At 59.2% G+C, this 18,634-nt stretch carries 14 protein-coding genes; 12 read left to right on the forward strand and 2 right to left on the reverse strand.

Annotation, left to right across the window (positions count from 1 at the left end):
- The first annotated feature begins 24 nt into the window (after nucleotides 1-24).
- The 7 genes from ASE72_RS19980 to ASE72_RS00150 all read left to right on the forward strand — a co-directional run bounded on the left by ASE72_RS19980 (nucleotide 25) and on the right by ASE72_RS00150 (nucleotide 9,535).
- A complete protein-coding gene (locus tag ASE72_RS19980) occupies nucleotides 25-174 on the forward strand; it encodes a hypothetical protein (RefSeq protein ID WP_156350007.1) in 150 nt (49 codons plus the stop codon).
- Nucleotides 174-1,358 carry an ABC-three component system protein gene (locus tag ASE72_RS00120; RefSeq protein WP_056015349.1) on the forward strand — a complete coding sequence of 395 codons (1,185 nt, stop codon included), beginning with the start codon at nucleotides 174-176 and terminating at the stop codon, nucleotides 1,356-1,358. The genes ASE72_RS19980 and ASE72_RS00120 overlap by 1 nt, the downstream gene beginning before the upstream one ends.
- Nucleotides 1,355-1,855, forward strand: a complete 501-nt coding sequence (locus ASE72_RS00125) for an ABC-three component system middle component 5 (RefSeq protein ID WP_056015351.1) — start codon at nucleotides 1,355-1,357, stop codon at nucleotides 1,853-1,855. Before ASE72_RS00120 ends, ASE72_RS00125 begins: the two co-directional genes overlap by 4 nt.
- Nucleotides 1,856-1,859: 4 nt before the next feature.
- A complete protein-coding gene (locus ASE72_RS00130; protein WP_162235442.1) occupies nucleotides 1,860-4,055 on the forward strand; it encodes an ATP-binding protein in 2,196 nt (731 codons plus the stop codon).
- A 99-nt stretch (nucleotides 4,056-4,154) separates the two neighbouring features.
- Complete coding sequence (locus ASE72_RS00135) at nucleotides 4,155-4,961, forward strand: HNH endonuclease (RefSeq protein ID WP_056015355.1); 807 nt, start codon at nucleotides 4,155-4,157, stop codon at nucleotides 4,959-4,961.
- A gap of 215 nt (nucleotides 4,962-5,176) precedes the next feature.
- Nucleotides 5,177-6,451, forward strand: coding sequence for a hypothetical protein (locus ASE72_RS00140; protein ID WP_056015357.1), 1,275 nt, complete (start codon nucleotides 5,177-5,179; stop codon nucleotides 6,449-6,451).
- A 600-nt stretch (nucleotides 6,452-7,051) separates the two neighbouring features.
- Nucleotides 7,052-9,535 (forward strand): helicase C-terminal domain-containing protein, encoded by a 2,484-nt coding sequence (locus tag ASE72_RS00150; protein ID WP_327196447.1) that lies wholly within the window; start codon nucleotides 7,052-7,054, stop codon nucleotides 9,533-9,535.
- Between the two features lie 409 nt (nucleotides 9,536-9,944).
- On the opposite strand, the gene ASE72_RS19465 is transcribed toward ASE72_RS00150, so the two are convergent.
- Nucleotides 9,945-10,349: a MerR family transcriptional regulator gene (locus ASE72_RS19465; RefSeq protein ID WP_235513447.1), complete on the reverse strand. Its 405-nt coding sequence runs from the start codon at nucleotides 10,347-10,349 to the stop codon at nucleotides 9,945-9,947.
- Between the two features lie 69 nt (nucleotides 10,350-10,418).
- On the opposite strand from ASE72_RS19465, the gene ASE72_RS00160 reads away from it, so the two are divergent.
- From ASE72_RS00160 to ASE72_RS00180, 5 genes are all read left to right on the forward strand, one after another.
- Nucleotides 10,419-11,081, forward strand: a complete 663-nt coding sequence (locus tag ASE72_RS00160; RefSeq protein WP_056018551.1) for a cation transporter — start codon at nucleotides 10,419-10,421, stop codon at nucleotides 11,079-11,081.
- Between the two features lie 420 nt (nucleotides 11,082-11,501).
- Nucleotides 11,502-12,767, forward strand: coding sequence for a TolC family protein (locus ASE72_RS00165; protein WP_056015363.1), 1,266 nt, complete (start codon nucleotides 11,502-11,504; stop codon nucleotides 12,765-12,767).
- Nucleotides 12,764-13,933: an efflux RND transporter periplasmic adaptor subunit gene (locus ASE72_RS00170; protein WP_056015365.1), complete on the forward strand. Its 1,170-nt coding sequence runs from the start codon at nucleotides 12,764-12,766 to the stop codon at nucleotides 13,931-13,933. The genes ASE72_RS00165 and ASE72_RS00170 overlap by 4 nt, the downstream gene beginning before the upstream one ends.
- A gap of 3 nt (nucleotides 13,934-13,936) precedes the next feature.
- Nucleotides 13,937-17,161 carry an efflux RND transporter permease subunit gene (locus tag ASE72_RS00175; RefSeq protein WP_056015367.1) on the forward strand — a complete coding sequence of 1,075 codons (3,225 nt, stop codon included), beginning with the start codon at nucleotides 13,937-13,939 and terminating at the stop codon, nucleotides 17,159-17,161.
- An 11-nt stretch (nucleotides 17,162-17,172) separates the two neighbouring features.
- Nucleotides 17,173-17,859, forward strand: coding sequence for a ZIP family metal transporter (locus ASE72_RS00180; RefSeq protein WP_031393017.1), 687 nt, complete (start codon nucleotides 17,173-17,175; stop codon nucleotides 17,857-17,859).
- Between the two features lie 243 nt (nucleotides 17,860-18,102).
- Here the strand turns inward: ASE72_RS00180 and ASE72_RS00185 are convergent, their stop codons facing one another.
- Nucleotides 18,103-18,291 (reverse strand): hypothetical protein, encoded by a 189-nt coding sequence (locus tag ASE72_RS00185; protein WP_041394287.1) that lies wholly within the window; start codon nucleotides 18,289-18,291, stop codon nucleotides 18,103-18,105.
- Nucleotides 18,292-18,634 lie beyond the last annotated feature (343 nt).

The raw sequence follows: 18,634 nt of genomic DNA on the forward strand, positions 1-18,634 counted from the left end.
CTGAGTCGAAACGGATCGAATGCGATGGGCTATTCAGGACCACGCTGGCCGGAAGGGTTGAACGACGAGGAAGCCCTGCCCACGCAAATGAGCCATGGCCTGTCGAAAAGGCAAACGATCCTTGCCATTTCTGGACAGGAAGTGGATGAAACGATCATATTCAAGGGGGGTTGATGACTGAGTTCTCGTTCGAATGCTTATCCGACGGGAGTGGATCGTTCGACGTCATCTTCATCCATGGACTGGGCGGGGATCCCCGCGCGACTTGGACCGTAGGTTCGGCAATCGAATGCTGGCCCGACTGGTTGCAAACAGATCTCACGCAGGCAAACGTTTACCTGCTCGGTTACCCTACCGACATCATCTCTACGTGGCTTGCAGGCGAAATGTCGCTCTATGAACGGGCTAAGGCCGTACTGGACCATTTGGCCGCGCGCGGCTTGGGCAAGAGACCGATGGCAATCATTGCTCACAGCTTGGGTGGGCTGCTCGGGAAGCAACTTATCCGAGCGGGTCATGATGCTCCAGACGAAGATTGGAAGGCGATTTCCACAAGTTGTAAGCTTATCATGTTCCTCGGGACGCCTCACTCGGGCTCGAGCGTTGCGTCAGCCATAGGCTTCGTTGCCCCCAAGCTATCGTCAAAAATGACGAAGTTGCTTCAGAGTGATAACGAGCACCTCGACGAGTTAAATGAGTGGTATCGCAACCGTGACGGGGTGAAAACCGTCGTCTATTATGAAAAGCTGCCGACCCGCGGCATCCAGATCGTAAGTCAGAAAAGCGCCGATCCCGGGGTCGCAGGCACAGTAGCAGTACCCGTAGATGCCGATCACCTGACGATTTGCAAGCCGGCCAGCCGCGATGCCACTATATATCTCAGCACTAAACGCCATCTTGAAAAGCTTGCGGGGCAATGCGCGGCATTACTACCGCTGCATTCAGTTGATGCATCACCATATCAGTTTGCGCAGGATGACTACATTGCGCCCACGAGTGACCGCCGAACTCTTCAGCAAAAGTTGATAGATGCCGGCAAAGAGCATGAATATCCCCTCGCCAACGACGCACAAAACAGGTTTGCGCAAAACTACATGCGCTTTGGCCTCCATACTTCGGCTCGCAGGTTAAACGACATACTGCTTGCGGAAGTCAAACAGCGGTTCGAAACACACGTCTACCATGCTAAGATTTGCCAAGGCGAACCTGAAAAGGTTAGTACAGCCGCGCTGCAGAGTGAAGTCATTGATCCTATTGTAAATAAGTACGGCGCCGAATACGGTGCAACGCCGCTCACTGTAATGCAGGCGATCTACTTCTTAGCGGAGCAATGCCACATCCGATGGGACGCTGCATGATCGTACGTCAGTGGTACGCTCATCTCGATTCCTACGACACAATCCGCAGGATAATGGCACTGCTAAGCCGGTGGAGCAGACCTGCCCCAACGCTTGAGCGGCTCTTCATCTGTGACTTTTTTCTCGCTAGCCCGGCGCTCTTGCACGAGACGCACATGCCCGGACCTATTCGCGAGGCCTTCCGCTCGTTTCAGATTGCCCGTCCCGCAGCGGAATTTCTGAGCTATCCCGCCGCGCCTGTCCTGTTCGCGAAAATGGAGGGCGTACAGCGCGACGCTCTGCAAACGTTATTGGGCAAGGGGCTGCTTGATTTCGAACTATTTCGCCAGGGGCGCGTCGCTTTACAGCAAAGCTATAACGAGGAATCTGTTCTGCCGCACCTAACGGATCGCGAGAGTTTAGCTGCCGATTTCATAGCAGCATACTTCGCAACCATCGGGGAGAATGAACCTGGGGCGTTACGCAACTCAACCGGGCTACGTCGTGCAGGAGCATAGCGCTGTGAGCCTTCTGGCTTTGAAACGGCTCGTCGTCTTCGCAGGGACGAGGCGCGTGTACGATGAGAGATTTCATCCTGGTGTTAATATCATCCGCGGTCAAAATGGCTCCGGTAAATCGACCATTGCCGACTTCATTTTTTTCGTCCTCGGGGGAGAATTCGACCAGTGGAAGGAAAAGGCTAAGCTCTGCACGGAAGTCCGAGCGGAAATACTGACCCGGTCGGGAGTCATTACCCTCCGCCGGTTCGTGACTACACGCAAGGAGCCCATCGCCGTCTTCTTTGGCGCAATGGACAACGATGAGGCAGCTATTGCAGAGCGGTGGAGCCGGTTTCCAATTCAACGGAGCGAGAAGCAGCTGAGCTTCTCGCAAGCACTGTTTCGTGCCGTCGGCATTCCCGATGCCCCAGGCAGTGAGGGATCGAATGTCACCGCCCATCAAATCATGCGGCTGCTCTACTCGGACCAACGCACGCCAGCTCCGCGACTATTCCGTTTCGAGAGCTTCGATACTCGTGACATCCGAGTAGCGGTCGGTGATCTCATTTTGGGGGTCAACAGCTACGCCCTCTACGAAACTCAGATAGAGCTTCGATCGGCACGCAAAAAGTTAGATAGCGCAACAATTAGACTTGATGCATTTCGGACAAACCTGCCACCAAACTTTGGAAGTGTTCGGCTCGATCAGATTGATCAGGAACAGGCTGATCTAGAGGCTGAACAGTTACGGCATATTGGTGAGATTGAGGCCCTCGAGAGCATCGAGATGGTGGACGAAGACGACGAGTACGCTTCCGCCCGCAACCTAGCGCGGGACGCATTGCGACAGCGCCGGCGCCTCATGCGGCGTCTTGAGGAAGAGGTAGAACAGCTGGCCCTTGAGCTTGATGACCTCGATATCTTTGTCGACTATCTTGAAGAGACACTTCGAAAGATAGGCGCCACATCTCAGCTTGCGGGCTCGATCGGGAGTCTAGAGTTCAGCCATTGTCCGAATTGTCTCAAGATCTTAGAGGTCCCGGATGACAGCGATCACTGTATCGTTTGCACTAGGCCTTTTGATTCCGGAAAACAGGAAGCGCGATATCTAGAAATTCAGATTGATACATCTCTGCAATTGCGCGAGTCGCGTCAGCTCGTGACTGCGAAGTCTCAGAATGTCTCCTCAAAGAATAATGAGCTTCGGCGTCTCCGGTCGGATTTGCGGCGGGCGCGAAGCGAATTCGTCGGACAGTTCGAACTTGCCGGATCTCCAAGTCAGGCTCGTATCGCTCAGCTTCATAATCGCCTGGGTCAAATTGGCGAACTGATTAAGCAGTCGATAGGGCGGCGGGAGGTTGCGGAGCGGTTTACCCGACTTATTTCGGAGCGTGATCAGGCCGACGATGATTTCATGAAGTTGAATGCTCGTGCCGAAAGCTTATCCGCACAGGGCGATGCTCGCCGACGCAGGGCGCTAGGACAAGTTAGCCAATCAGCGCGTGGTATATTGCATAGCGATCTTCCACGCCAAGCCGAGTTTCAAAAGGCCGAAATGGTATCGCTTGATTTTGGAGATGATGCAGTCTCTGTCGATGGTAGTATGAACTTTGCAGAAAGCAGCAACGTCGTTCTAAAGAACGCCGCTCTACTGGCTCTTGTCGGCGCGGCCTCTCGTGACCCAGAGTTTTGGCATCCGCGTTTTCTGCTGATGGATAACGTCGAGGACAAAGGTATGGAGCTAGCTCGAAGCCATCGCTTTCAGGAATTGATTGTAGCGGAAGCTAGGGCTGCGATTACGCCTATACAGATTATTCTGACTACATCGATGCCGAACCCGGCCCTGGAGCGGCCCGATCTCGTCGTTGGCCCAACATACTCTGAGGAGTTACCGACCCTCAACTTTTCAGGCGTGCCGCCCTGTAAGACACCCGATCTATTCGCACAGGAAATCCCGCTTCCGGACACGGATGACGGGCTGATCCGGCTTGTGGCCGCTGCGCTGGGGATCGATGAGGAGACCCTTGCCGATCACCCATTCCATGTCGAGGAATACGCGAGCGACGACGATTTAGTCTATTCGTGGCGATTGATATGGGAGGACAGCCCTCCGGTTGGGGTGGAGGTGTTTGGTGTACCCGGCCAGCAATGGAGCGAGATCCTACCTCCAGACGACGGTTCGGATGCGGACATCGACGACAGTTTCCTGTACGAATGAGGCGTCCTGTCCGACGCCCTATTCGACTGCGTGCAAATTCCTCGCTTCTAAAGCTTCGGCGGTTAGTGACGCCGGTTTGTGGGAAGACGAGGCCAAGGCATGGTAAAAACGCCGCAGAAGGTTGATCGCGCTACGTTCATCGCGGGTCACCCGCTTTGCTGCTATTGCGCCGGGAGGCGGCCGACGACGGAGATCGATCACGCTCCCGCTCGGATCGTCTTCATCAAAAAACATGGCCCGGAAGGGTTCCTGTTCCCGTCATGCTCGGAGTGCAACCGTATCGCTGGGCTAAGCGAGCAGGTCATGGCGTTCTACATCCGCAGTTTCGACCGATCGGCTCGTGGCCTTGACGAAGCAGAATTCGAAAAATTAGTTTCTGGCCTAGTTAATAACGCGCCTGAGGCGGTGCCTCGGATGCCGCCCCGTCCATCCGCAGGCCTCGCCCTGTTCACGCACGGCATCTACGAAGCCGACCGCACGACGACGGCGCCGCCCGCGGCTAAGGCACACATTGAACTGTTCGGCCTTAAAGTGCTCTACGCCTTGTATTACAAGATAACTGCCCGCTTCGCTGGCTCGAGCAATCGGTATAATCTCAACTGGGCTCAGACCGGCACAGACGCCGCGCGCCAGATGCTAACAACAGCTGACAAGTGGATTGACGAACATAAGGTTGGGCAGCGACGCAATGTTGATATGGGAAACCAGTTCAGCTTTCAGTATGGCTACCACGAGGCTCATGGGTTTTTTGGCGTCCGGATGAGCTTTGCCGGGGCCTTCGTGATGTTTGGTGCAATCGGTCCGGCGCGCGAGATGGCCAAGCTGAAGAACCGGGATCCGCTTTGCCCTTCTATCTATGTGGTGGGGAAAATGATCAAGCGACAGTACCATCGCAAGAATGACTAACAGCCTCGTGACCATTACTTCGGCGAAATCACCCTCCGCCACCATCTCGTCGCCACTGCACTCCATCGTTTAGCGGGGAAGCAGCGCCGCTGCCAAGCGCAGTCACGCGGTCCGTCACGACCGTTGCCTCGAATGCGGCAAACAACGTTACACTCTTCAGCACCTTGTTCCCGAGCGGCGCGTCCGGGCATCGGACGTGGTATTCTGCTCGAACCATGCCGATCCTCGACCCCATCGCCTTCGAAGGCACGCTCTCCTTACGAGATCATTCCGCCCCAATTCGCTTCGATGCCGGCATCGACAACGAGGGCGGGCTTATGCTGAGCCTGGGCGATATAAGGCCAGCCCGGGCCGGAACCGTCTTCCATCCGCAAGGCGAACTTCTTCAACCGCAAGTCGCCTGCTCGCTCACCGGTCGCTCCGCGGATGGCTGGCGGTTCGCCACCGATGCGCTCTACGTCACCAGCTGGCGTCGGCCGCCCGATGATCGGGTCGAGCTTGAGGCAGACGCCGGCCTGGCCACGTTCAGCCGCGATGCGCCGCCCGATCATCAAGACGTCCGTGCGTGGTATGTCCGCAAGCTTGGCACCTTCCATGGTATTGAGCGGCAAACCAACCTTGGCCGACTAGTCTTCACCGGCCATGCCGAGCGTCCGTCCCAGGCACCATCGGCCATCATCGCTCTGCATGCGGGTACGCAGGAGGTGCCAGGCTGGTGGGACGAGAGCGAGCGCTTCCTGATACATTTATCGCGCGTCCTCTCGTTCGCGAGCGGCGTCTACGTGCTGCCGGTCTACGAGCTGTCGGTCCGTCACGGCGTGAAGACGTTGCGCGTGGTGCGGCGAAGTCCCTCCCCTGCTCCCTACATGCCGCCCTTCGACATGCTCTTCATGAACCAGATATTCGCGACCGCTGTCGCCTCGTACGAGGAGCGGCCCGATGCGGTCGAGCGGCTGGAACCCGCCATCCGCTGGATGACCGCCACAGTGTTCTACGAAGAGAGCCGGCTCATCAACGCGATGAGCGCACTCGAAAGCATCCTTGCCCGCTCTGACTTTCCCGATCTTTTCATGACGCCAGACGCCTTTCGTGACCTTCGCGGGCGCGTGCGTCGCTTTCTCCGCGCGGAGCGCGCGCCATCACGCATGGGCGGCAAGGCCGACGAGTTGAACCGCCGCCCATTCCGCGACAAGGTCGAGGACCTGTTGACGTCTCACGCGATTGTTACAAGCGACCTTCCGGTCGGCTGGCTGCGCGCCGTCACCGACGCTCGCAACGTGATCGTTCATACCGGGGTCGCGCCCGACCTGTCCGCCCCCGATGCGCGCCTGCTCGATCATATCGTTTGGGCGCGGGAGGTGGTGACGCGCATCATGCTCCATGCGATCGGCTTTTCCGGTCAATATCAGAGCTGGCTGCACCGGTCCGAGTATCTGAGCTTCCCTGGGTGTCGCCCGATGGCAGAGATCGCAGCGGAAAGTACCGGTTGAGCTGGAATCCTGCTCGGTCAGGAGTGATTGTCACTACCTACCTGCTCAATCAGCTGTACAAGGCGTTCGCCGTTCTCGCAAAGCCAGTGGCCCTGCTCCTCGCAGTGCTTGAACATACGGTCCAACAACCGTGCGTCGTTCGCGAGCATCGCCTCGCACCCATGTAGAAAGCCGAGCTCGGCGCGTAGATTGCGTGGTCGCTCCGCGAACACCACCCCAGCATCCTCCCCCATTAGGGTCTCATGGGCTCGCCGGTAAAACCAGTAGCTGGCCCGTACGCGAGGTCGATGAATGCAGACGAACCGGCGGGGCCATGCATCGAGATCTTGCTCGCTCCATCCTGTAAACAGGTCGCCGACGTTCCATTTCTGCAGCTTCCGCCGCTCGTCCCGCCCAAGCGATCTCTCCGCGCGCTTATCGTCGCGCCGCTGCAGCTCCGTGGCGGCTTTATTTCGCTCAGAGCCGGTGTTTTTTAGGTATGCTTCCGGATCCTACACAGCGAGAGCTAGAAATAAAACGATCCTGGAGCGGTGGCCTTTTCGACAGCACCCGATAGTCTGCGGAGATCGGAAGCCGAAAGCAGTTAGGTTGGAGATTATTATGTTGGACTTCAACGCACTAGGCGGGGGCGGAGGCAACGGTGCTCCAGTTCTGGAGCCTCGGAAAATCTTCACCACTCTTGTTCGACAACCCCGCTTTCGGTTTCCATCCGCGAACCAGGGTGAGGTATTGGATAAGTGGTTCGATCTTCGCGGACGTCGAGATAACACTATAAAGATGAATACTGGTTCTGGTAAGATGCTCGTTGGACTGCTAGCGCTCCAAAGCTGTCTCAACGAGGGCGTCGGCCCAGCCGTTTATGTCGTTCCTGACAACTACCTTCTCCATCAGGTTTTAACTGAAGCACGTGACCTAGGCATTGTCGCAACCGGAGATGCGGATGATCCCGCGTTCCTTGCTGGTCGTACCATCTTGGTTATCAATATACATAAGCTAGTTAACGGCAAGTCGGTGTTCGGTGTTGGGGGGATACGAAAGCCAATCGGATCTATTGTGATAGACGACGCCCACGCGTGCCTTTCGACTGTAGACGATCAGTTTTCAATATCGTTACCAGCTATTCATCCTGTGTATAACGAGCTTCTTCGTATTTTTGAGGATGACTTGAGAGCCCAATCAGAGGTTGGCCTGGTTGAGTTAAAGAATGGTGATCCCCAAGCATTGATGCTCATACCGTTCTGGGCTTGGCACCAAAAGCGCGAACAGGTCATCTCCATTCTTCATTCGCACCGGGAAGATGACGGTCTCTTATTCAAGTGGCCTTTGCTCAAGGACGTACTCGCGATCTGTCAATGCGCAGTTGGTGGAGCGGGCTTAGAGATAGCCCCACGCTGCGTACCGATCGAGAAGATCGCCGCATTCCAGCATGCTAAGCGACGGATCTACATGACCGCAACGCTAGCCGACGACGGTGTCCTTGTGACGAAACTCGATGCCGACCCAGGCATGGTCTCGTCGCCTATCAAACCGAAGGGAGCTGGCGAAATCGGGGATCGTATGATCGTCGTTCCGCAGGAGATAAACACCAATATTGTGGAAGGCGACGTTAAAGCTCTGGCAGTTGAGATCGCTAGAACTAAGAACGTTGCTGTTATCGTACCGTCTGATCGCAGGGCGGCTTTCTGGTCGGACGTTGCTGGCCAGATTCTAAAAAGTGACACAATCGCATTGGGAGTCGATCGTCTAAAGGGGGGAGAACATGTAGGTATCACTGTTCTCGTCAACAGATATGACGGTGTTGACCTACCTGATGACGCTTGCCGTCTGTTGATAATCGACGGCTTACCAGAGTTTCTAGGACTACTCGATAGGATAGAATCCTCGGTATTGGAGGGCACCGATTTAGAGTTGCTTCGCCAAGTTCAAAAGGTGGAACAAGGCATGGGCCGCGGCGTTCGATCCTCCGAAGACCGCTGTGCAGTGCTGCTACTCGGCAACCGCCTGGCCCAGAGAATTAATCAACCTTCTGCAAGGTCCATGTTCACGCCTGCGACACTTGCGCAATTGGATTTGGGGCGGGAGGTAACGCAACAGGTCAAGGGGCAACCGGCGAGCGCGCTTCGACCTCTTCTAGATTACTGCATCGAGGGAAACGTTCAATGGTGGCAAGCTGGTCGGTCCCGCCTCGCCCACGCACCAGAGGGACAAGCCAGTTGGGTAAATCCCTCGATAGTTTTGCAGAGAGAGGCTTTCGATCTCCTTGCAATGTCGCAAAGTAAGCAAGCAGAGCAGAAGCTGCAGCAAGCGGTGAACGCAGAGAGTGATCGCTCCGTGCGGGGCTACTTGAAGCAGCAGCTTGCTGAGGCTCTTACAATAACAGATCCCGCTGAGGCTCAGGCCGTCCTATTATCGGCGGTTTCCGACAACCGGCGTGTCGTGAAACCGATCGCCGGTATAACGCACACACGGATTACGGCGCCCGCGGTACAAGCCGAGGCAAGCCTGTCGTTTATCTCGTCGCGCTGTATCAACCCAAACCAGATAGTCCTTCTTGCGAACGCTCTCGCGGACGACTTGGTATGGGACGAACTTCGTACAGAACGCTTCGAAGCATCGATACGTGAGTTGGGAAAATTAGTTGGGTTTGGATCGCAACGGCCCGACAATGAATATCGTGACGGTGGCCCGGACAATCTTTGGGCCGTGGGCGGCCTGCACTTCTTCGTCATTGAGTGCAAGTCTGGCGTGAAGAACGACGGCCGCCTTATCTCGAAGGATCACTGTAATCAGTTGCTAGGATCTATATCTTGGTTTCGTCTAAATTACGACGCAAGCTGCACTTACACTCCTATCCTCATCGAGCCAGTGAGTAGGTTTCAGCAGGAGGCTTCGCCTTCTTCTGATATGCGAGTGATTGATGATGAAAAGCTGAGGGCGTTACGGGACGCTATTCGATCGTTCGGCGGGGCGGTGGCATCGCTTGGAACATTCAATGATGCATCGGCAGTAGCTGCGTTACTTGATAGTCACCAATTCACCGCTGCAAAGTTCCCAACTCGTTACACAAAGGCGTTTTCTAAATAGAAATCGTGGTGGTGTCGGTCGGTCCTTTTCGCAGCGGCTGTCCGACACCTATGGTGCATCGCCCCCCCCACTTGGCCATCCCTGACTCGCCGGTGCCTTTAGGGTATACCCCCAGCGCATCCTTCCAGGCCGGTCCTTTTTAGATCAATAGATGATCCATAGAATTCGGGGCTATTTGTTGCCTTGGTCCGGCTGAAGTCCCAGCCAAGGAGGACCATACGGCACCCAATCAAACAACACCGTCGATTTCTCACTGCAGGGGTAAGTATCTAAGTATCAGGGTTTCTGTCTTAGCATCACGATCCTCGGCAGCGGTGTCGCGGGCATCGCAAAACCCTCGACTTATATGATGATTGCTGGCGACGCCTGGCAAAGGATCCGTCACAGGAAGCCGTTAAGTCCTGTGGGACTACTCAGGAGGCGCAAGGGCTTCGATGATCCGACAGTCGGCGACGGTGTTCCGGCTACAGGAATCTATCAGCGCATCGAGTTCACCAGCCAGTGCGGTGAGATCGGCAATCTTACGCCTGATCGCGTCGCGGTGTTGATTGGCAACGACATCAACAGCGATGCAGGACTGATCTCGTCGATCGGCAAGCCCCATCAACTCGCGTACTTGGTCGATCGAGAAGCCAAGATCGCGGGCACGACGAATGAAGGACAGGCGGCGCAGGTGCGCACCCTCATAGGTCCGATAGTTCCCCGCCGATCGCGCAGGTGCCGGCAGCAAGCCAATCTGCTCATAGTAGCGGATCGTTTCGACCTTCGTGCCAGTCGCACCAGCCAATTTTCCGATTGTCAGTTTCTCAGACACAGCGCTTGACCCTCTAGCGACTAGAGGGTGCATATAGGCTGTCAGATCGATTCTATCGAGGTGGCGAACATGGCCTGCACAAGCTGCGCGTCCGACAAGGCGGGTACTCTCAACGATCCAAAGTGGCGCCGGGCGCTATGGATCGCGCTTGCCGTCAATGGCGGCATGTTCGTTATCGAGATCATAGCCGGCATCACGGGCGGATCGAAGGCGCTCCAAGCCGACGCGCTCGACTTTTTTGGTGACACCGCGAACTACGCAATCAGTCTTGGTGTTGCCGGAATGGCGATAGCCTGGCGCGCACGCGCTGCGATGTTGAAGGGGGCGACGCTTGCTTTGCTAGGCGTCTATGTCCTGTTCGCGGCGGGATGGGGTGCGCTCCACGACGCGACGCCCCATGCCGACATTATGGGTGTGGTCGGCATCGCCGCGCTGATGGCGAACCTTGTCGTCGCGGTCATGCTGTACCGCTTCCGAAGCGGTGACGCGAACATGAGGTCAGTATGGATTTGCTCGCGCAATGACGCGATTGGCAACATTGCCGTCGTGCTAGCCGCAGGCGGGGTGTTCGGCCTCAACAGCGCGTGGCCTGATCTTGCCGTCGCCACCTTGATGGCTGTGTTGGGCATATCGGGCGGTGTTCAGATCATGCGGCAGGCACGCGCCGAAATGCGTAGCGAGCCCTCACCCGTCCCCGCTACTTACCAGCAGTCGTTACATGGCAGTCGGTAAGCTGCTAAGACGCGGGCCGATGCACCGCCTTTCCGCCCTGTTCCTCAGTTTCATGCTCGTGCTTATGCTCGGGCTTGGATCAGTCGCGCATGCGACCGAAGGCGTGACGTGCATTGATACCACAGCGGTCAGCTCCCTCGATCATTGCGACGGCGACGCTGACCAAGTGCCGGCAGACGCCGACAAGGCGTATCCTCACCATCATGGCGGTTGCCACGGCCATCATGTCGGCGTGCCGTTCGCGTCCGATTCAACCGGACCAGCCAGCAGCGTTCGTATGAATGCGTCGGTGTGGCGCAATGCGCCCAAGGCCCCGGTAGCGTCGGACCCAGCCCTACGTCCTCCCCAAGCCTGACCAACGCCTAATCTCGCCGGGAAAGCCCGTGCGGATGCTCAAAGGTTCGTCAGGAGTCCGTTCCCATGCACCGTTTTATTGCGGCCTTATTGGCCGTGGCGTCATGCGCGTCGATCGCGCAGGCGCAGTCAGCCGATCCAACATCGACCAGTCCCCCGCTTACCCTTGATCAGGCGCTTTCACTTGCCGGAGCGACCGCCCCTAGCCTTGAGGCTGCCACAGCAGCCGTCCGGGCAGCAGAGGCAGGCCGCACGGTTGCCGGCTACCGCCCTAACCCGTCGATCGTCGCCGAGACCGAGAACATTGCCGGTAGCGGTCAATATCGCGGCCTTCGCAGCGCCGAGACAACAGCAGGATTGGCACTACCGATCGAGCTGGGTGGCAAACGATCGGCACGGATCGCCGTCGCGGATGCGATTGGTAATCGAGCGCGGATAGGCACGGCGTTGGCTGAGGCTGATCTACGGCTTGCCGTCACTCAGCTCTACATCGAGGCGACAGCAGCGGAGCGTCGGCTTGTGATCGCCCGTCAGCAGGCCGGTATCGCCCGCGAGGCTTTGCGTGCAGCCGGCGTCCGCGTTCAGGCGGGGCGAGCATCACCGCTCGAACAGCAGCGAGCCGATGTATTGCGGATCAACGCGGAGACGGCTGTGGAGCGCTCGCAGCGGCTTGCCGAGGTCGCGCGAAGCAATCTTGCCCGACGGATCGGCCAACCCCTCACAGGACCGTTGGACTTGGCGTGGTTCGGCCGTGTCGAGAGCTTTGGTCCAGCGCGGCCGATCGAGACCGCCGGGACGCTGGCATTGGCAGCGACACGCGCGGACGTAAAAACGGCAGAGGCCCAGGTGCGGCTTGCCAGGTCGCAGCGCATTCCCGACGTGACACTCAGCGCCAGCGCACGACGGCTTGAGGCTACGAACGACGTGGCAGCGGTGTTCGGCCTGTCGATCCCGTTTCCGCTGTTCAACAACGGCAAGGCGGCAGTGGCGCAGGCGCGGGCGCAGACCGATTCGGCGCAGGCGCTACGTCGCGCGGCCGAGCTGGATACCGCGCAGGATATCGCAAGCGCACAGGCGAACGTCGCGAATGCCGCGACGACCGCTCGCAACGCCAGCGGGCCGGCATTGGCATCGGCAAGCGAAGCCGCTCGGATTGCCCGGATCGGCTACCGGGAGGGCAAGTTCGGTCAGCTCGATTTGTTGGATGCCGAACGTACCCTGTCCGAAACACGAACCGCCGCGATCGATGCGCTCGCCACCTATCACGACGCCAAGGCACGCCTCGAACGGCTCGTTGCCGCAGCGCCCTCGCCCGAGGAAACCAATCAATGACGAAGACCATCATGCGGGCGCTCGCGCCTATGACCCTGGCTATCCTCCTTGCCGGATGCGGCGGGGGTGGCAGCAGCGAGGCCGGTGAGAAAGCCGGAGCCGAGAAGGCGGAAGGTGCCGAGGCCGGCGAAGCCAAGGAGGGCCCAAAGGATATTGTTACCCTGTCCGCCCAGCAGATCGCGGATGCCGGGATAGAGGTTACGCGTCCTACAGTAGGCGGCGTGGCCGGAGCGATCGAGCTATCGGCAACGATCGAGGGCGATCCTCAGGGTGTGCAGGTTGTGTCCACCTCCGTAGGCGGTCGGCTCGTTTCCCTCACCCGCAATCTCGGGCAGTCAGTCAGCCGGGGCGACCCGCTGGCTATCATCGAAAGCCGGGAAGCGGCATCACTGAAAGCGGAGGTAGAGGCTGCGCGCGCGCGTTCCGCACTCGCCCAATCGAACCTTCGCCGCGAACAGCGCCTGTTCGCCGAACGCGTTTCGCCGGAGCAGGATCTGGTCGCGGCGCGAACGGCCGCAACGGAGGCCAGCATTGCCCTTCGTCTGGCGCAGCAGCAGTTGTCAGCGACGGGCAGCGGAGGCGGCGCGCTCAACCGCATCGCGGTCCGCTCGCCGATCGCCGGCCAAGTGATCGCGCGATCGGCGACCCTCGGGCAGGCAGTCGCGGCCGATGCAGAGCTGTTCCGCGTCGCCGACCTGTCGAAGGTCACTGTCACCACATCACTCGTTCCCACGGATGCTGGTCGGGTGAAACCCGGCGTGCGTGTCGAAGTGACAGCGCCGGGGCGGCGTCAGGAGGGACGCGTCACGTTCGTGTCCCCCATTCTGGACGAGACGACCCGATTGGTGCCGGTGATCGCCACCCTCGACAACGCCGGCAGCACATGGCGCGTCGGTGAGACGGTCAACGTATCGATCCTCGTTCCTGCGACCGGGGACCGCACCGTCGCCGTACCATCGGCCGCAGTACAGATGATCGAGGACAAGTCGTTTGTGTTCGTCCGGACGGCGACAGGTTTCCGGGCAATTCCAGTGACACTTGGCCGCACCAATGGCGGACAGGTTACCGTAACGGCAGGCCTTACCGGCTCGGAGCGCATCGCTTCCACCAACAGCTTCACGCTCAAGGCCGAACTCGGCAAGGGCGCAGGCGGGGATGAGGACTGAGCCATGATCGGTCGCATCGTCACCCTATCCGTCGAGAAGCGTTGGCTCGTCCTGCTTCTCACCATCGCGGCTGCGTTGCTCGGGATTGGCGCGCTGCGTCAGCTTCCAATCGACGCCGTACCCGACATCACCAACAACCAGGTGCAGATCAACGTCGTCGCTCCTGCCCTGTCCCCCGATCAGATCGAGAAGCAGGTTGCGTTCACCGTCGAAACCGCGCTCGCGGGCATTCCCGGCCTTGAATACACCCGCTCGCTAAGCCGCAATGGCTTTGCCCAGATCACAGCAGTTTTCGGTGAAAAGACCGATATCTACTTCGCGCGGGCGCAGGTCGCCGAACGCCTGAGAACCGCCGAGGAAGACCTCCCCGAAGGCGTGAACCCGGAGATGGGGCCGATCGCCACGGGCCTGGGCGATATCTTCATGTGGACCGTTGAATACCGCGAGCTGGATCAGGTCCATCACCGCAACGGCGAACCCGGCCTGCAACGCGATGCCAGCTATATCACCCCCGAGGGGGATCACCTCGTCAGTGACGCCGACAAGGCGACCTACCTGCGCACTGTGCAGGATTGGATCGTCACGCCGCAGCTAAAAAGCACGGCCGGGCTTGCCGGCGTCGACTCCCTTGGTGGCTACACCAAGGAATATCTCGTCGTTCCGGACGTACAGCGCATGGCAGCGATGCGGCTGACGCTTCAGGATCTCACCACCGCCCTTCAGCGCAGCAATACCGGCGCGGGCGCGGGCGTGGTCAACCGCAACGGCGAAGGGCTGGCGGTTCGATCGGATGGGCGTGTCCGCAACGCCGACGAGCTGGCCCGTACCGTCGTTGCCACCCGCGAGAGCGTTCCGATCCTGCTCAACCAGATTGCGGCCGTTCGCACCGGACAAGGGCTGCGCATGGGATCGGCGTCGGAAAACGGCCATGAGGTTGTCGTTGGGACCGCGGTCATGCGGATCGGGGAAAATAGCCGCACGGTATCGACTGGCGTTGCCGAACGGCTGACGCAGATCGGCCGCTCGTTGCCGGTCGATGTGGTTGTGAAGCCGGTGATGAACCGGACCGAGCTTGTGAACTCCACGATTTCGACGGTTGCCCGCAACCTTGCCGAAGGTGCGGTGCTGGTGATCGTCGTCCTGTTTGCGCTGCTTGGCAATTTCCGCGCGGCGCTGATCGCGGCCTGTGTCATTCCAATCACGATGCTGCTGACCAGCATCGGCATGTTGGAAGCGGGCGTTTCGGCCAATCTGATGAGCCTTGGTGCGCTCGACTTTGGTCTGATCGTGGATGGCGCGGTCATTATCGTGGAGAACGCATTACGGCGTTTGGGCGAGGCGCAGCATGGTCGCGATGACGTGCTGACGATCGAGCAACGTCTCGGGATTGTCGCGGCATCGGCACGCGAGATGATCCGCCCATCAGTGTACGGGCAGGCTATCATCATCCTTGCCTATGCGCCGTTGCTCACCTTCACGGGCGTCGAAGGCAAGATGTTCGAGCCGATGGCACTGACGGTCATCATCGCCCTGGTGTTCGCCTTCATCCTGTCGCTGACCTTCATACCGGCAGCGATTGCGATCTGGCTCAGCAAGCGGGTCGAGGAAAAGGAAAGCCGCGTCGTCACGTTCCTCCGGCAGCGCTATGAGCCGGGACTCGATGCGGCAATGCGCCGCCCCACCCTGACCATCGGCGTCGCGATCGGTGCGCTGGCACTCGCCGGGGCCGCTTTCATGACATTGGGGCAGGAGTTCTTGCCGCAGCTCGATGAGGGCAACATCCTCGTGCAGGCGGTCCGCATCCCGGGCACATCGGTCGATCAGAGCCAGGCGATGCAATTCCAGGTGGAAAAGGCACTGGCCAAGGCCCCTGAGGTCCGCTTCGCCTTCTCGCGCACCGGCACGTCCGAAATCGCATCGGACCCGATGCCGCCTAACGCGACCGACACCTTCGTCATCCTGAAGCCGAAGAAGGAGTGGCCCGACCCCGGCCTGTCCAAGGAAGAGCTCGTGGACCGGCTGGAAAAGCGCCTCTCTACTCTGCCGGGCAACGCCTATGAGATCACCCAGCCGATCCAGATGCGGTTTAACGAGCTGATCGCGGGCGTACGCGGCGATATCGCGATCAAGGTATTCGGCGACGACTTTGGCGAGATGAACGCGACCGCAGATCGGATCGCCGGCATTCTGCGAAAGACGCGGGGTGCAGCAGACGTGCGGGTTGAGCAAACCGAAGGCTTGCCGATGCTCGATATCCGGCCGAACCGCACTGCCATGTCCCGCGTCGGGGTGACGGCGGGTGATGTGCAGGACACGGTTGCAGCAGCCATTGGCGGCCGACAAGCTGGCGTCATCTTTGAAGGCGATCGTCGCTTCCCGGTCGTGATCCGGATGGCGGAAAGCTCGCGCTCCGATCTGACGACGGTTGCTCAGGTGCCGGTGCCGACCGGCAGTGGCGGCTTCGTACCGCTATCGACTGTGGCGGATATCGCCGTGGTCGATGGTCCCAACCAGATCAGTCGCGAGAACGGCAAGCGGCGTGTCGTGGTGCAGGCCAACGTGCGCGATCGAGACGTGGCCGGCGTCGTGGCTGATGCCCGGTCAGCCATCGACGCTCAGGTGAAGTTGCCGCCCGGCACGTATCTCGAATGGGGCGGTCAGTTCGAGAATCTGGCATCTGCCCGCGATCGGCTCAGCGTTGTGGTGCCGATATGCTTCGTGGTCATCATGTTCCTGCTTTACGGCGCGCTAGGCTCCGTCAGGGATGCGTTGATCGTGTTTACTGGCGTTCCGCTGGCGCTGGTCGGAGGCATCCTGGCGCTGGTGCTAAGAGGCATGCCGTTCTCCATTTCAGCGGCAGTTGGCTTCATCGCGCTATCGGGCGTCGCGGTCCTCAATGGGCTGGTCATGGTGTCGTCCATCCATGATCTGATGCGGCAAGGCATGGATCGTGCGGTAGCGGCGCATCAAGGCGCTCTGGCGCGGCTCCGGCCGGTTGCGATGACGGCTCTCGTTGCGTCGCTTGGCTTCGTGCCGATGGCACTTGGTCATGGTGCTGGAGCCGAGGTGCAAAAGCCGCTGGCGACCGTCGTCATTGGTGGCCTGATATCCGCAACCTTGCTCACCTTGTTCGTGCTGCCGACGCTCTACGCTCGTTTCGGACGGCGCGAGCTGCCAGCCCCATCAGGGGGACACATCGAACTGCCGCCTTTGAATCTGACAGCGTGAGGGCTTAAGCTATGCAGGCCGTTGCCTTCACGCTCATTCCCGTCGTCGCCGTACTGATCGGCTCGCTATTCGCGGTATCGAGACGGCCAAGTGATGCCTTCGTAAGCGCTATGCAGCACTTGGCGGCAGGCGTCGTGTTCGCCGCAGCGGCAGCCGAGATCCTGCCCCAGGTGATGCACGAAGGTTCACCGATCGCGACATTCACAGGCGGCGCGCTTGGCATTCTCGTGATGCTGTCGCTCAAAGCCCTTGAGGGTCGCGCCAGTGGCCCGATCGCCATGTTGGGTGCGGTAGCCGTCGATATCCTGATCGACGGGCTTGTTCTCGGGTTGGCGTTCGTCGCTGGCGGGAAAGCCGGCGTGTTGCTGACGATCGCGTTGACGTTGGAGGTTCTGTTTCTCGGACTGACCGTGACGACCGAGTTGGGCGAGACGATCAAGTCCAAGGCGCGTATTATCGCGATTACTATGGGGATCGCGTTGTTGCTGCCGATCGGTGCAGCGATAGCGACGCCCGTTGCGACGTTTCCGCCCGTCGTCATCGCCGGGTTTCTCAGTTTCGGTCTGATGGCGCTGCTCTATCTCGTGACGGAAGAGCTGTTGGTCGAAGCGCACGAGAAGCCTGACACCCCGCTTATCAGCGCGATGTTCTTCATCGGGTTTCTGGGATTGCTCCTGATTGAGGAGGTATTGGGCTGACCGCTCGACGTGGAACGTCCTGGACCGATGATGATGACGCCGAGCTTCGTCGGCGTATCGAGGCCAGGCAGACGCTGGCGGTAATTGCGCGCGAGATGGAACGAACGATGGATGCGGTTCGGGGAAGAGCCTCAACCCTGAGGGTAACTCTCCGCTCGTCGCAGCGACCGTGGCGGGACGGCGTGCCGCGCCGAGTAGACGTAGACTAGAAAAATAGGGGCGGTTGCCCGCCCCTATCCAGCTTTAGCCGTGCTTCATGCCGCCCTTGGCATGATCGCAGCAGTCCGCGGCCTTGGCTTTTGCGCCATCCTTGCAGCAGTCCGCACCGTCCTTGCAGCACGCCATGTCGGCGCAGCAATTGGCGACAGCGGCGAATGCGCCAGTCGACAGGGTGAGGGCGAAAGCAGCGCTGATGAGCTTAAACTTGGTCATGATATTCTCCGAAATTTACGTGTGATGGTGTTCAATTTCACACGGTTTGCGGAGGGGGTGTGGCCGGAGCGTATGCCATGCCTAAAAGGCCCGTCTGTGGAGCCGGCCATGGCGATAGACGGGAGGACGGAACCAGCTCGATATGTTCGACGGTTTCGCCGGCAACTGCAACGCACGGTATGGCGCAGGCCGACGCAGGCGCCTTTTTGACGGGAGCGCCTGCTGATTTGCTGGCGCAGTCCATCATCGCGGACGCAGCCGGAGGCGCGGCCATCGCCATCGTCTCGCAGAGCGGACCATGCCGGACCAGTAACATCACTGCCAGGACGAAAAACGCCATGGA

It is taken from the genome of Sphingomonas sp. Leaf20, assembly GCF_001421535.1.
Classification (GTDB): Bacteria; Pseudomonadota; Alphaproteobacteria; order Sphingomonadales; family Sphingomonadaceae; genus Sphingomonas.